Annotated in this window: 12 protein-coding genes; 9 read left to right on the forward strand and 3 right to left on the reverse strand. The window is 64.4% G+C overall.

What is annotated here, in order from left to right:
* Positions 1-7: 7 nt before the first annotated feature.
* Both gatA and gatC read right to left on the reverse strand, forming a co-directional pair.
* The gene (gene gatA / locus OUY36_RS04840) at positions 8-1,459 is read right to left on the reverse strand and encodes an Asp-tRNA(Asn)/Glu-tRNA(Gln) amidotransferase subunit GatA (protein ID WP_267936994.1); all 1,452 of its coding nucleotides are present in this window, start codon (positions 1,457-1,459) and stop codon (positions 8-10) included.
* Positions 1,460-1,473: 14 nt separating this feature from the next.
* A complete protein-coding gene (gene gatC / locus OUY36_RS04845) occupies positions 1,474-1,761 on the reverse strand; it encodes an Asp-tRNA(Asn)/Glu-tRNA(Gln) amidotransferase subunit GatC (RefSeq protein ID WP_063544381.1) in 288 nt (95 codons plus the stop codon).
* Positions 1,762-2,079: 318 nt separating this feature from the next.
* On the opposite strand from gatC, the gene mreB reads away from it, so the two are divergent.
* From mreB to tldD, 9 genes are all read left to right on the forward strand, one after another.
* The gene (gene mreB, locus OUY36_RS04850; RefSeq protein ID WP_003292433.1) at positions 2,080-3,117 is read left to right on the forward strand and encodes a rod shape-determining protein MreB; all 1,038 of its coding nucleotides are present in this window, start codon (positions 2,080-2,082) and stop codon (positions 3,115-3,117) included.
* 97 nt (positions 3,118-3,214) lie between these two features.
* Positions 3,215-4,201: a rod shape-determining protein MreC gene (gene mreC / locus OUY36_RS04855; RefSeq protein ID WP_267938091.1), complete on the forward strand. Its 987-nt coding sequence runs from the start codon at positions 3,215-3,217 to the stop codon at positions 4,199-4,201.
* Positions 4,198-4,686: a rod shape-determining protein MreD gene (mreD, locus tag OUY36_RS04860; protein WP_063544382.1), complete on the forward strand. Its 489-nt coding sequence runs from the start codon at positions 4,198-4,200 to the stop codon at positions 4,684-4,686. The genes mreC and mreD overlap by 4 nt, the downstream gene beginning before the upstream one ends.
* Before the next feature lie 191 nt (positions 4,687-4,877).
* Entirely contained in the window at positions 4,878-6,014 is a 1,137-nt protein-coding gene (locus OUY36_RS04865) for a PEGA domain-containing protein (RefSeq protein ID WP_063544383.1), read from the forward strand.
* Positions 6,015-6,108: 94 nt separating this feature from the next.
* Positions 6,109-6,699, forward strand: coding sequence for a Maf family protein (locus OUY36_RS04870; RefSeq protein WP_102840564.1), 591 nt, complete (start codon positions 6,109-6,111; stop codon positions 6,697-6,699).
* An 86-nt stretch (positions 6,700-6,785) separates the two neighbouring features.
* Positions 6,786-8,243: a ribonuclease G gene (gene rng, locus OUY36_RS04875; protein ID WP_063544389.1), complete on the forward strand. Its 1,458-nt coding sequence runs from the start codon at positions 6,786-6,788 to the stop codon at positions 8,241-8,243.
* A 49-nt stretch (positions 8,244-8,292) separates the two neighbouring features.
* A complete protein-coding gene (locus OUY36_RS04880) occupies positions 8,293-12,099 on the forward strand; it encodes a YhdP family protein (RefSeq protein WP_267936995.1) in 3,807 nt (1,268 codons plus the stop codon).
* A 43-nt stretch (positions 12,100-12,142) separates the two neighbouring features.
* Entirely contained in the window at positions 12,143-12,988 is an 846-nt protein-coding gene (locus OUY36_RS04885; RefSeq protein WP_200594707.1) for a carbon-nitrogen hydrolase family protein, read from the forward strand.
* A gap of 2 nt (positions 12,989-12,990) precedes the next feature.
* The gene (tldD, locus tag OUY36_RS04890; RefSeq protein WP_267936997.1) at positions 12,991-14,433 is read left to right on the forward strand and encodes a metalloprotease TldD; all 1,443 of its coding nucleotides are present in this window, start codon (positions 12,991-12,993) and stop codon (positions 14,431-14,433) included.
* A gap of 42 nt (positions 14,434-14,475) precedes the next feature.
* Here the strand turns inward: tldD and yjgA are convergent, their stop codons facing one another.
* The gene (gene yjgA, locus OUY36_RS04895) at positions 14,476-14,997 is read right to left on the reverse strand and encodes a ribosome biogenesis factor YjgA (RefSeq protein ID WP_125868261.1); all 522 of its coding nucleotides are present in this window, start codon (positions 14,995-14,997) and stop codon (positions 14,476-14,478) included.
* Positions 14,998-15,031: the final 34 nt, after the last annotated feature.

A 15,031-nucleotide genomic window follows, 5' to 3' on the forward strand; every position in this document is an offset into this window, starting at 1 on the left:
AATCTCCTCAGAATCCGGCCGGGGCGCGCATGTGCCAATCGGTGACTTGTTGGTACTGGTGCGCCACGTTGAGCAGGCGCGCTTCCTGGAAGTACGGCGCCAGCAGTTGCACACCCACCGGCAGGCCATCGATGAAGCCGGCCGGCATCGACAGCCCGGGGATGCCCGCCAGGTTGGCGGTGATGGTGTAGATGTCTTCCAGATAGGCGGAAACCGGATCGGCGTTCTTCTCGCCCAGCTTCCAGGCCAGATTCGGCGTGGTCGGGCCGAGGATCACGTCGACCTCATCGAACGCGCTGACGAAGTCGTTCTTGACCAGTCGGCGAATCTTCTGCGCCTTGAGGTAGTAGGCATCGTAGTAGCCGGCCGACAGCGCATAGGTGCCGACCATGATGCGCCGCTTGACCTCGTCACCGAAGCCTTCGGCGCGCGAGCGCTTGTAGAGGTCGGTCAGATCGACCGGGTTCTCGCAGCGATAGCCGAAGCGCACACCGTCGAAGCGCGACAGGTTAGAGCTGGCTTCGGCCGGCGCGATCACGTAATAGGAAGGGATCGCGTGCTGCATGTTCGGCAGGCTGATGTCCTTGACCGTGGCGCCGAGCTTTTTCAGTTCCTCGACGACCCCCATCACCGCGTCGGCGATCTTCGGGTCGAGGCCGGCACCGAAGTATTCCTTCGGCAGGCCGATGCGCAGCCCGGCGAGCGGCTGGCTCAGTGTTGCGAGGTAGTCGTCCAGCGGCTGGTCGACGCTGGTGGAGTCTTTCGGGTCGAAGCCGGCCATTGCCGAGAGCAGCAGCGCGCAGTCTTCGGCGGTGCGCGCCATCGGCCCGCCCTGATCGAGACTCGAGGCGTAGGCCACCATGCCCCAGCGCGAGACGCGGCCGTAGGTGGGCTTGAGACCGGTGAGGTTGGTCAGCGCGGCCGGCTGGCGGATCGAGCCGCCGGTGTCGGTGCCGGTCGCGGCGGGCAGCAGGCGCGCGGCAATGGCCGCGGCGGAACCGCCGGAAGAGCCGCCCGGTACCCGGGTCAGGTCCCAGGGGTTCTTCACCGGGCCGTAATAGCTCGATTCGTTGGCCGAGCCCATGGCGAATTCGTCCATGTTCAGCTTGCCGAGGGTGACCGTGCCGGCCGCTGCCAGTCGTTCTACCACGGTGGCGTCATAGGGCGCCTTGAAACTGTCGAGGATTTTCGAGCCGCAGCTGGTGCGGATGCCCTGGGTGCAGAACAGGTCCTTGTGGCCGATCGGCGCACCGAGCAGCGCGCCGCTCTCGCCAGCGGCGCGGCGTGCATCGGCAGTTTGGGCCTGGGCGATGGCGAGCTCACTGGTGACGCTGATGAAGCTGTTCAGCTGCGGATCGAGCTGCTCGATACGGGTGAGCAGCGTGCGCGTCAGCTCTTCGGCCGAGAAGCGCTTTTCGCTGAGGTTGCGGGCGATCTCGGCAAGTGTCAGGTTGTGCATGTCGGTGTCCTTCATCACTCGATCACCCGCGGGACCAGATAAAGTCCGTTTTCCACCGCCGGGGCGATGGCCTGATAGGCGTCGCGCTGGTTGCGCTCGGTGACCTCGTCGGCACGCAGGCGCTGCGTGGTTTCCAGCGGGTGGGCCAGCGGCTCGATGCCGGTGGTGTCCACTGCCTGCATGCGGTCGATCAGGCCGAGAATGTTGTTGAGGGTTTCGGTGGTGCGAGGCAGGTCGGCTTCAGACAGGCCCAGGCGGGCCAGATGAGCGATCTTTTCCACCTCGGTGCGTTCAAGCGCCATCGGATATCTCCAGCGGAAAGCGAATCGGGCTGCGCCTTCCGTCGACTGGACGGGGCGCATGGCGGCACAGGGCGCGCCGCGGCAAGGGCTTTCGGGCCCGGAAAAGCCGTCAATCTTACATGCCCGGGGCGTCGACCGGTAGCGCGGGGCGCGGCGAGACGCGCCTGATTGCGGCTTGAGCCTTGGCTTGCAGGCGATGCGCGCAGTGGCTCACGTCTGGCGCGATGCAGGCAGACTCGCGCCTTGCCCTAAGTTCGCACCATTGTTAGAGTTTGCGGCACTTTTTTCCCCACGCGTTTGCCCCAGGGCCCTTTTCCCATGTTCAAGAAACTGCGTGGCATGTTTTCCAGTGATCTGTCGATCGACCTGGGCACTGCCAATACCCTTATTTATGTGCGCGATCGCGGCATCGTTCTCGACGAACCCTCTGTAGTTGCCATTCGCAGCCACGGCAACCAGAAGAGCGTCGTCGCCGTTGGTACCGAGGCCAAGCGCATGCTGGGCCGCACCCCGGGCAACATCAATGCGATCCGTCCGATGAAGGACGGTGTGATCGCCGATTTCAGCGTCTGCGAGAAGATGCTGCAGTACTTCATCAACAAGGTGCACGAGAACAGCTTCCTGCAGCCCAGCCCGCGCGTGCTGATCTGCGTGCCTTGCAAGTCGACTCAGGTCGAGCGCCGGGCGATTCGCGAATCTGCGCTGGGCGCCGGTGCACGGGAAGTCTTTCTGATCGAGGAACCGATGGCTGCGGCGATCGGTGCCGGCCTGCCGGTCGACGAGGCGCGTGGCTCGATGGTCGTGGACATCGGTGGTGGCACCACCGAGATCGCACTGATCTCCCTCAATGGCGTGGTCTATGCCGAATCCGTGCGAGTCGGTGGCGATCGTTTCGATGAGTCCATCGTCACCTATGTACGCCGTAACTACGGCAGCCTGATCGGCGAATCCACCGCCGAGCGCATCAAGCAGGAAATCGGTACCGCATTCCCGGGTGGCGAGCTGCGCGAGGTCGATGTACGTGGTCGCAACCTGGCCGAAGGCGTACCGCGCAGCTTCACGCTGAACTCCAACGAGGTGCTCGAGGCGCTGCAGGAGTCGCTGGCAACCATCGTCCAGGCGGTCAAGAGCGCGCTGGAGCAGTCACCGCCGGAGCTGGCTTCCGATATCGCCGAGCGTGGCCTGGTGCTCACCGGGGGCGGTGCCTTGCTGCGTGATCTGGACAAGCTGCTGGCGCAGGAAACCGGCCTGCCGGTAATCGTCGCTGAAGAGCCGCTGACCTGCGTAGCCCGCGGCGGCGGCCGTGCGCTGGAGATGATGGATCGGCACGCGATGGATCTGCTGTCCACCGAGTGAGGCGCTGCGCGCCGTTGATGACAAGCCGAAAGATCCGGTCACGCCGGCTTTCGGCTTGTCGCGTTCAGTCTGAAGCTTCAGCCGCGAGGTAGTCGCAATCAAGCCGCTATTTGCCAAGGGACCTCTGCTCGGTGGACGCCTGCTGGTGTTCGTCGTGCTCTGCGTCGCGCTGATGGTGGTGGATGCACGTTTCGATGCGCTGAAGATGGTGCGCAGCCAGATGGCGCTGGTGCTGACCCCGTTCTACTGGGTCGCCGAAATGCCGGTGCGTATCTGGAGAGGGGCAACCGAACAGATCGCCAGCAGCAGCAGCTTGATGGCCGAGAACGAGAAGCTCAAGGCCGAGGCATTGCTGATGCAGCGGCGCCTGCAGAAGCTGGCGATGCTGACCGAGCAGAATGTGCGCCTGCGCGAATTGCTTAATTCTGCGGCGCTGGTGGATGACAAGGTCATCGTCGCCGAGCTCATCGGGCTCGACCCAAACCCGTTCACCCATCGCATCCTGATCGACAAGGGCGAGAGGGACGGCGTCTTCATGGGGCAGCCGGTGCTCGATGCCAGTGGGCTGATGGGGCAGGTCGTCGAAGTGCTGCCCTATGCGGCGCGGGTATTGCTGCTCACCGATGTGACCCACAGTATTCCGGTGCAGGTCAACCGCAACGGGTTGCGTGCAATCGCCGTGGGTACCGGCAATCCAGACTACCTGGAACTTCGTCACGTGGCGGAAACCGCTGATATCAAGGAGGGTGACCTGCTGGTCAGCTCCGGCCTCGGTCAGCGCTTTCCCAGCGGCTATCCGGTGGCTCAGGTGACCGAGGTGGTGCATGGCTCTGGTCAGCCATTCGCGATCGTCCGTGCGGTGCCTACGGCGATGCTCAACCGCAGCCGCTATCTGATGCTGGTCTTCAGCGACTCGCGTACGCCAGAGGAGCGCGCCGCCGCAGCTGCGCAGGCGCAGGTGGATGCCGACCGAGAAGCGGCTGCCGACGCTGAGACGGCTCCTCCTGCCGCGGAGCAGGCAGCCGGTAATGCTCCGGCGATGGGTGATGCCCCGGCGCCCTCACCAGTCGAGGAGGCGCAATGATCAGTGGACGGCCGAACAATGGGTGGGTGATCTGGTGCAGCCTGACGATCGCCCTGTTGCTCAGCATCGCTCCCATGCCGGGCAGCGCGGAGCTGGCTCGCCCGTTGTGGCTCGGTCTGGTAATCGCTTTCTGGTCGCTGACGCTTCCGCATCGCGGGGGGCTTGGCGTTGCATTCTGCTTCGGCCTGGCGCAGGACGTGCTGGCGGGCACGCTGTTCGGTCAGAGTGCCTTGCCACTGATCCTGATTGCCTTCCTGGTGTTGAGTCTCCAGCAACGCCTGCGCATGTTCCCGCTGTGGCAACAGAGCATGGTGCTGCTGGTGGTGCTGGGTCTCGCGCAGCTGGTTCAGCTATGGCTCAACACGCTGACGGGCAATCGTCCTCCTACGCTGCTGTTCCTCGTGCCGGTGCCGATCAGTGCCTTGCTCTGGCCGTGGCTGTTCGTCGCACTGCAAGGGTTGCGGCAACGCTTCGCCGTCTACTGATACTGCTGTTTCACCACTCCCGCGCCGGCAGAAAGCGAAAGTCATGAGTTTCGTGTGGATTTGCGCGGAGCGGCACGGCCTATGCCTTGCTGCTCCGGGGCAATTCTGAAATCATGCGCCCCTCATGGCGTTCAGCCATTACTGTGATCTGCTTCAGACAAACGACAAGCACAACAGCACGGGCGATGAGTATGGAAGCTGGCGTTTCGATTCTTTCCACGCGGCGATGGGGGCGGGGTGCGCGCACCGTGCTTGTAGCGAGCGCAGCCGCCTCGCTGCTGCTGGCGCTGATCGCGAGCAGCGACTACTCCCAGGCCGACAGCGCACCGCAGGCACCCCAGCCGGCCCAACCTGCGGCTTCCGATGCGCCCGTCGCGGCGCCCGGTACCGTCGATTCCTCCCGCAGCGAGCAGCTGGCCAGCAAGCTCGCCGAGCTCGACGCCATCGTGCTGGAGAAGCAGAAGCTCGAAGAGGCATTGCGTGCGCAGAAGAGCGAACTGGCCGCGATCCAGTTGCAGCTGGCGAACACCAAGAAGCTGATCCAGGCCGAAGTTGACGATTTCCTCGGTCAGGGCATGGAGCGCAAGCGACTCGACGAGTTGCTCGACGAGCACAAGCGTAGCGCCGATGCCGCGGCTGCTATTGGTGAGCGTGTCGAGGCTCTGGAAAAGGATCTGGGCAGCCAGCATCTGAAGCTCTCCCTGGCGAGCCGTGATGCGGAGCGCCTCAAGGCCCAGCTCGCCGCCGAGGCTCGCGAACGCAACAGCAAGAACATCCAGGCGATTGCACGCAAACTGGACAAGACCATCCGCTTCGATCAGGACGTCTCGTTCCGCTGCTCGGCGAGCAAGAGCCTGGCCGCCTGTCTGGCCGAGTTCCGCAGCGACAGTCAGATGTCACAGTGGGTGCTGGGCCACTATCAGCGGGTCCTGGCCGAGGACATCCGTGATCAGGTGGCGGAGCTGGCGTTGGATACTGCCTGGTACCGCTATCGCACACGTACGCACTTCGCGCAGGCAAGCATGAGCCTGGACGGCACCGTTCACGCACGGATGAATATCGAGGCGACCATTACCGCGAAGAAGATGATGCCCTGCGCGATCCTCGATGTGCCTTACGAGCAATGCGACAGTCAGACGCATTCCCTGATCGTGCGCAGCAACAAGTACGACGACCGGGTTCGTATCAATGACCAGGACCACGGCGCGACGCCGGTGTCGCTGGTGCTGGATAGCGGTGTCTACGACATCCAGGTGACCTCTGGCGGTATCACCCAGAAGCGTACCCTGTCACTGAAGGGCGATCAGGTACTCAACTTCAGGTTCTGACAGCCCCTCGCCGGTGTGCCGCCAAGCCCTCCGCGCCTTTCTCGACGCCCCCTGAATATGCGACGCTGTCGCTTATTCACGTTGAGGACTTGCCATGGGCACTCTGTTTCTCGCCTCGGCATCACCCCGCCGTCGCGAACTGCTCGCGCAGATAGGCGCTCCGTTTTCCCTGATCAGCGTCTCGGTCGACGAGACGCCTTCACCGACCGAATCCCCCGAGGCCTATGTCGAGCGTGTTGCGCGGGACAAGGCCCTCGCCGGATTGGCAGTGCTGGGTGAGCGCGATGGCTGCGTGCTGGGCGCCGACACCAGTGTGGTGCTCGATCAGCGCATCCTTGGCAAGCCGGTCGATCGCAATGAAGGCTTGGCAATGCTGGCGGCACTTTCGGGCCGTACCCATCGGGTGATGACCGCGGTGGCGCTTGCCAGTCGCTCGGCCTGCGAAGCGCGTGTGGTCATCAGCGAAGTGACCTTTCGCAGCATCGATGAAGCGGAGGCCGAGCGCTACTGGAACAGTGGCGAGCCGCTGGACAAGGCGGGCGGCTATGCCATCCAGGGTTGGGGCGCTGCCTTCGTCAGCCAGCTGCATGGCAGCTATTCGGCGGTGGTCGGCCTGCCGCTGTGCGAGACCACGCAGCTGCTCGATGTGTTCGCTCTCCCACGTTGGACCAAAGGCTCACGCTAGAGCCTGTGGCTTCGACGCGCCGGGCGGTTAGAATCGACCGGAACCATCAGCTAGCGCTGCACATCAAGCCACCGCCGAGAACAACAATGAGCGAAGAAATCCTGATGAACATCACCCCCATGGAGTCGCGGGTGGCGGTGGTGGAGAACGGTGTCTTGCAGGAGGTGCACGTCGAGCGCACCCAGCGCCGCGGCATCGTTGGCAACATCTACAAGGGCAAGGTGGTGCGGGTGCTGCCGGGTATGCAGGCGGCCTTCGTCGACATCGGGCTGGATCGCGCCGCGTTCATTCATGCCTCGGAGATATCCAGCCGCGAAGGCAACGCCGTCGAGCCGATCAATGCACTGGTGCATGAGGGCCAGAGCCTGGTGGTGCAGGTCACCAAGGATCCCATTGGCACCAAGGGCGCACGCCTGACCACGCAGCTGTCGATCCCTTCTCGCTACCTGGTCTACATGCCGCGCACCAGCCATGTCGGGATCTCCCTGCGTATCGAGGATGAAGCCGAGCGCGAGCGACTCAAGCAGGTCGTAGCGGAATGCGTTGCGGCCGAAGGCATTCAGGAGGCCGGCGGTTTCATCCTGCGTACCGCGGCAGAAGGCGCCGGCAGCGAAGAGATCCTGATGGATATCCGCTATCTGCGCCGCCTGTGGGAGCAGATAGCGAGCCAGATCAAGACCGTCGAGGCGCCGACGGTGATCTACGAAGATCTCTCTCTGGCCATGCGCACGCTGCGTGATCTGGTCAACCCGCGGATCGAGAAGATCCGCATCGACTCGCGGGAAAATTTCCAGAAGGTCAGGCAGTTCGTCGGCGAGCTGATGCCCGAGCTGGGCGATCGTCTCGAGCATTACCCGGGCGAGCGCCCAATCTTCGACCTTTATGGCGTCGAGGACGAGATCCAGAAGGCGCTGGAGCGCAAGGTCATGCTCAAGTCCGGCGGTTACCTGATCATCGATCCGGCCGAGGCGATGACCACCATCGACGTCAACACCGGCGCCTTCGTCGGCCACCGGACGCTGGAAGAAACCATCTTCAAGACCAATCTCGAGTCGGCCACCGCCATCGCACGCCAGCTCCGGCTGCGCAATCTGGGCGGCATCATCATCATCGACTTCATCGACATGGAGGACGAGGAGCATCGTCGCCAGGTCCTGCGCACGCTGGAAAAGCAGCTGGAGCGCGATCACGCCAAGACCAACATCATCGGCATCACCGAACTCGGCCTGGTGCAGATGACCCGCAAGCGCACCCGCGAAAGCCTCGAACAGGTGCTGTGCGAACCCTGCATGTGCTGTCAGGGGCGTGGCAAGCTGAAGACTCCGGAGACCGTCTGCTACGAGATCTTCCGCGAGATCCTGCGGGAGGCGCGGGCCTATCAGGCCGAAGGCTACCGGGTGCTGGCCAATCAGAAGGTGATCGATCGTCTGCTCGACGAGGAGTCGGGCAATGTCGCCGATCTGGAGGCCTTTATCGGTCGCTCGATCAAGTTCCAGGTGGAAAGCATGTACTCCCAGGAACAGTACGATGTGGTGTTGCTCTGAACAAAGGTAGACCGGGCCGCAAGGCCCAGGATGACCGGAGCGCATCCAGATGAACCGTCTCGCTGCCTTCCTCCTGACACTGTCGCGCCAGCTGTTCTGGATAATTGCGTTCGGGCTGATTTTGGCCGCGTTCTACGTCAGCCTGGGGCGGCAGCTGGTGCCCTTGGTCGCCGAATACCGCGCCGAGGTGCAGCAGAAGGCGCAGGCAGCGCTGGGCATGCCCATTGCGCTGGGCAGGCTCGAAGGCCGCTGGGAGGGCTTCGCGCCGCGTTTGCTGGCGCATGACGTGCTGCTCGGTGAAGGGGATAGCGCGATGCGGCTGGACCGTATCGCTATCGTGCCGGACCTGGCGGGCAGCCTCTGGGCCCGAGCATGGCGGCTGAACCGATTGGAACTCAGCGGCGTGCAGCTGTCTGTCGCTGAAGATGCCGAGGGCAAGTGGCGGGTGGAAGGCTTGCCGACCCGTACCGAGCAGAAACCGCCCGAGCCACAGAAGATGCTCGAGTCGTTGCAGCGGGTACGTGGGTGGGTGGTGCGCAACAGCCAGATCACGCTGGAGCCATTCGGCGAATCGCCGCTGACCTTGAGCTATACCGATCTGAGCTTGCGCGTCGACGGCGAGCGGCTCAGGGTGGACGGGCGCAGCATTCTGCCAGATGGTCAGCCGCTGGCCTTGAACATCCAGGGGAGGGTGCAGCCGCAACGCTGGCAGGACGCCGAGGCGCAGGTTTACCTCAGCCTGCCACAAAGCGACTGGGCCGCCTGGTTACCGCGCCGGCTGACTGCCGACTGGCATCTGCAGACGCTGAAGATGGGTGGCGAGCTGTGGGTGAGCTTGCGCGAACAGGCGCTGGAACGTGCCGTTCTACGGCTGAACGCGTCGCAGCTGAGCATGTCCTTTGCCGATCGTGAGCCCGTTCAGCTCGAGGACCTGGGGGGCGAGGCGTATATCGATCGTAACGAGCAGGGCTACCGGCTGCTGCTGGACCGGCTGGCATTCGATCTCGACGGCGAGCGCTGGGGCGATGCGCGAATCCAGCTTCAGCAGGATCAGGCCCAGCAGTACTGGCGCCTGCAGGCGGATCGGCTGGCTATCGCGCCGATCGCCACGCTCGTTCGTGCACTGGCGCCGTTGCCGCCGACTGCCGCCGAGACGCTGACGGCGCTGCAACCCAACGGAACATTGCGCAACCTGCAGCTCGACTACTACCCGCAGATGGAGTCGCCGCAGCGCCTGCAGTTCGCTGCCAATCTGGACCGCATCAGCATTGCTGCGCAGAACTGGATACCGGCGGTGGGGAACGCGAGTGGCAGCACTCGTGGTGACCTGGGCGGCGGCGAGTTGCGCGTGGACAGCGACGACTTCAGCCTGCAGCTTGCGCCACTTTATCCCGAGCCGTGGCACTACCGACACGCCGGCGGGCGCCTGACCTGGGCGCTGGATGAGCAGGCTTTCACGCTGGCTGCGCCCTATCTGCGCATCGACGGCGAGGAAGGCAAGATCGCCGGAGACTTCCTTATCCGACTGGCTCGGGACCCCGCGGCAGAGGATTACATGGACCTGCGGGTCGGCTTGAGCGACGGCGATGCGCGCTTCACCGAAAAATACCTGCCGACACGCTCACCGGCGTTGAGTCCGGCGCTGGTCAGCTGGCTCAGGGAGGCGATCCGCGGCGGTACGGTCGAGCAAGGTTATTTCCAGTACCAGGGGGCATTGAACAAGGGCGCTTCCGATAGCGCGCGCGCCCTGAGCCTGTACTTCAAGGTGCGTGATGCGGAGCTGGCGTTTCAGCCCGGCTGGCCCCTGCTGCAGCAGGGCCGCGGCGAGGTGCTGATCGAAGACAGTGGGGTGCGTGTCCGGCTCGCGGAAGGGCGGATCCTCGACAGCCAGGTGCGGGATGCGACAGCGGAGATACCTCGCGCCGGGGCCGGAAACGTGCCGCAGCTGGCGGTGAAAGGACAGGTCAGCAGCAGTCTGGCGGACGCCTTGAAGCTGCTGCAGGAGGCGCCGATCGGGACTGCCGAGCTGTTCGCCGGCTGGCAGGGGCAGGGGGCGCTCAGCGGCAGGCTTGACCTGCAGATCCCGCTGGGCAAGGGCACTCCGCGAGTCATCGTGGATTTCGCCAGCGATGATGCGAGGCTGAAGATCCCCGAGCCGGCGCTCGCCTTCGAGCAGCTCAGTGGAAAATTCCGCTACGACACCGCGCGAGGCTTGAGTGCAGAGGCCATCCAGGCGCGCCTGTTCGGCTCTTCGGTCAAGGGCAAGGCGGTCGCGACAGGCGCGCCCGGCAAGCCAGCCTCTCGCCTGGAGGCACAGGGCACCGTGGGGTTGCAGCGTCTGGTTGAGTGGCTCGCTATCGGGCAATCGCTGCCCGCGAGCGGTGAACTGCCCTATCAGTTGCGTCTGGATCTGGCGGGTGAGGATAGTCAGCTGCAAATCGACTCGTCGCTACAGGGGTTGCGCATCGATCTGCCAGCGCCGTTCGGCAAGTCTGCCGGCGAGCGCCGCGACACCTCGTTGCGGATGTCTCTGCAAGGGGCCGAGCGTCACTACGGCGTCCAGCATGGGGCGCTCGCCGCGCTGGCGTTCGCTGCGCCGCCGGGCGCCTGGGCGCAGGGTCGCGGTGAGCTGCGTCTGGGCTCCGGTGCGGCTAATCTTCCGGCCCGTGCCGGGCTTTACGTCAGAGGCCGCCTGCCGGAACTCGACTTGAAAGCCTGGCAGGCTGTGCTCGAGCAACATGGCAGGGCGGACGCGCAGCAGACGACTGGCTCGCTGCTGCGCCGTGCGCAGGTCGATATCGGTCGCTTCGACGGTTTTGGCACCCGGATCGACGACCTTGGCTTGGACCTGCGGCGACTGAGCGATGCCTGGGACCTTGGCCTTCGCAGTTCGACCATCGGCGGCTCGGTTCGTCTGCCGGATGCCGAGGGTGGCACCATCGTTGCTGATCTCCAGCACCTGCGCCTGCCGGCTCCGGCGCAAACCGGCGAAGCAGCATCCAAGGAGCGACCTGATCCGCTGGCCGATGTCGACCCGCAGAGCCTGCCGGCGATGGATGTCGCCATCAAACGGATATCCCTGGGCGACGATGTGCTTGGCGCCTGGGCGTTGAAGCTGCGGCCGGTCAGCGCCGGAATCGAGTTCCGCGACATCGCGCTCGACCTCAAGGGCCTGAAGATTACCGGGAGTGGCGGTTGGGGCGGCGCGCAGACCTGGTACAAGGGCCGCCTCGAAGGGCGCAACCTCGCCGACGTATTGCTTGCCTGGGGTTTTGCGCCCTCGGTGACCAGCGACAGTTTTCGCCTGGATGTGGACGGGCAGTGGCCCGGCTCGCCAGCCTGGTTCGCCATGGCGCGCTATTCCGGCAGCATGCAGCCACGGCTGCGCAAGGGACAGTTCGTCGAGGTCGATGGCAGCGCCCAGGCGCTACGGGTGTTCGGCGTGCTCAATTTCAATTCGATAGGGCGTCGCCTGCGACTGGATTTCTCCGACCTGTTCAGCAAGGGGCTCAGTTATGACCGGCTGGATGGTCGGCTGTTGGCCAAGGAGGGCGTGTTCAACACTCGCGAGCCCATTACCGTCAGCGGTCCGTCGACCAACCTCGAGCTGGATGGCACGCTGGACATGGCTCGCGACCAGATCGATGCGAAACTGCTGGTCACATTGCCGATCAGCAACAACCTGCCGCTGGCTGCGCTGATCGTCGGTGCACCGGCGATTGGCGGGGCACTTTTCGTTGTCGACAAGTTGCTGGGCGACCGTGTGGCGCGCTTCGCCAGCGTACAGTACGACGTCAAGGGACCTTGGCAATCGCCGAAGATCAGTTTCGACAAGCCGTTCGAGAAGCCCAATTGACTGGCCGGTGTCGCGCAGCCATCGCAATTCGACGGGAGCATTCATGTCGCTGTCGGTAATCCAGATGACCAGCCAGGCTGATGTCGCCGGCAATCTAGCTGCCGCCCGGCGCCTGCTCGAGCAGGCTGCCGCGGCCGGGGCCCGCTTGGCGGTGCTGCCAGAGAACTTCGCCGCCATGGGCTGCAGTGACCCACAGCAGCTGGGGCGCGCCGAAGCGGAAGGCCAAGGGCCTGTTCTGCCCTGGTTGAAACGTACCGCGCGCGACCTCAGATTGTGGATTGTCGCTGGAACCGTGCCGCTGCCACCCGACGGCCGTCCGCAGGACCGGCCCAATGCCTGTTCGCTGCTCATCGACGAGCACGGACAGCGGGTCGCGCGTTATGACAAGGTGCACCTGTTCGACGCCGAGGTGGCCGACAGTCGGCAGCAGTACCGCGAATCCGATACCTACGGTGCAGGGCAGCGGCTGGTCGTGGCCGACACGCCGGTTGGTCGGCTGGGCATGACCGTCTGCTACGACTTGCGCTTTGCCGAGTTGTACATGGCGCTGCGCGACGCAGGGGCTGAACTGATCAGTGCGCCCTCTGCCTTCACCACAGTGACCGGTGAGGCACACTGGACGACTCTGATCCGCTGCCGCGCCATAGAGACGCAGTGCTACGTACTGGCTGCCGCTCAGGTCGGTATGCACCCCGGCGGTCGCGTCACCTATGGGCATTCGTCTATCGTTGACCCATGGGGTCGGTTGTTGTGCGAGCAGGCGGCTGCTGAGGCAGCGCTGCTCGCCGAACGAGATGTGCCCGAGCAGGCGGCCATCCGCCAGCGCATGCCGGTGCAGCGCCACCGCCGTTTTTCCGTCCCGTGCTTGATCACGGACTGTCTGGAGTGAATATGAGTGAACTGCTGTTACCTGTAACCGAGCGTCTGCTGACGCCGGGTGGCCTGACCATCGACGATCTCCCAGCGCTGCTGGGCGAGCTCGCCGGTCCTGGCGTGGATGCTGCTGATCTGTATTTTCAGGATCAGGTATCCGAGTCCTGGGTACTGGAAGATGGCATCGTCAAGGAAGGCGGTTTTCACATCGAACAGGGCGTCGGCGTTCGGGCGCTTTCCGGTGAGAAGACCGGGTTTGCCTACAGCAACGCGATCACCGCCGATGCCTTGCGTCAGGCGGCCCAGGCCGCGCGGTCGATTGCCCGCAGCGGCAAGCAGGGGCAGGTCGGTGTGCTGTCCCGCGCAGCATTCGAGCCGCTCTACGGTCGCGATAATCCGCTCGACGGTCTGAGCCGGGGCGAAAAGGTGGAGCTGCTCAAGCGCATCGATGTCGCGACGCGAGCGCTCGATCCGCGGATCAAGCAGGTCACGGTGAGCCTGGCGGGTGTCTGGGAGCATGTTCTGGTTGCAGCGCTGGACGGCGGCATGGCTTCGGATATCCGCCCGCTGGTGCGTTTCAACGTCAGCGTGATCGTCGAGCAGAACGGCCGTCGCGAGCGCGGTGGGCAGGGTGGCGGCGGACGTACCGGCTACCAGTATTTCCTCGATGAGGATCGCGCCATGGGCTATGCGCGCGAAGCGCTGCGGCAGGCGCTGGTCAATCTCGAGGCGGTGCCGGCGCCTGCTGGGTCACTGCCGGTGGTGCTCGGTCCCGGGTGGTCTGGTGTACTGCTGCACGAGGCGGTCGGCCATGGGCTGGAGGGTGATTTCAATCGCAAGGGCAGCTCGGCCTACAGCGGCCGGATCGGGCAGAAGGTGGCGTCCAGCTTGTGCACCATCGTCGATGACGGCACCCTGGTGGATCGCCGGGGTTCGCTCAGCGTCGATGACGAAGGCACGCCGACGCAATGTACGACGCTGATCGAGAACGGCATTCTCAAGGGGTATATCCAGGACAAGCTCAACGCCCGGCTGATGGGCGTCGCGCCGACCGGCAACGGCCGTCGCGAATCCTATGCGCACCTGCCGATGCCGCGCATGACCAACACCTACATGCTGGCCGGCGAGAGCGATCCGCAGGAAATCATCCGCTCGGTGAAAAAGGGTATCTACTGCGCCAGCCTCGGCGGCGGCCAGGTCGACATCACCAGCGGCAAGTTCGTCTTCTCCACCAGCGAGGCCTATCTGATCGAGGATGGCAAGATCACCGCGCCGGTTAAGGGCGCGACGCTGATCGGCAACGGCCCTGAAGTGATGAATCGGGTGTCGATGGTAGGCAATGACCTGGCGCTGGATAGCGGTGTCGGCACCTGCGGCAAGGATGGCCAGTCGGTGCCGGTGGGCGTCGGCCAACCGACGCTGAAGATCGACGAGATCACCGTGGGAGGGACGGGCGCTTGAGCAGGCGCGCGTCGGATCGTGACCGGCGGCCTGGAGCTGACTTCAGCGCAGGCCGCGCTTGGTCTCGTCCAGGTCTCGGATGTATTTGAAGATCTTCCGGCTCGCCGCCGGCGGCTTGTTGCGTGCCGCTTCATGCTGCGCATGGCGGATCAGGCCGCGCAGGTGCTGGCGGTCGGTCTCCGGATACTCGGCGACGAAGGCTTCCAGGGTGCTGTCGTCGCCAGCGATCAGGCGGTCACGCCAACGTTCCAGCGCATGGAACCGTTCGTTGTACTGGCGGGTCGAGGCGTCGAGCTGGTCGACCAGGGCCAGGATCGCGTCGACGTCCTGGTCACGCATCAGTTTGCCGATGTATTGGATATGCCGTTTGCGTGCGATGTGTGCCTTGTGTTTGGGCGCGTCGGCGAGTGCCTTTTGCAGTGCGTCGCTGAGCGGCAGGCGAGCAATGAGATCGGGCTTGAGCGTGGTCAGACGCTCGCCGAGTTCCTGCAGCGCCAGCAGTTCGCGCTTGACCTGGGATTTGCTTTTTTCGTCGAAGCCGTCGACGTCGGAGTGTTCAGACATGGGGTTGGTCCACTAGGAAATGCCGCCATGATAA

Source organism: Stutzerimonas sp. R40042, assembly GCF_026642215.1.
GTDB lineage: Bacteria > Pseudomonadota > Gammaproteobacteria > Pseudomonadales > Pseudomonadaceae > Stutzerimonas > Stutzerimonas frequens.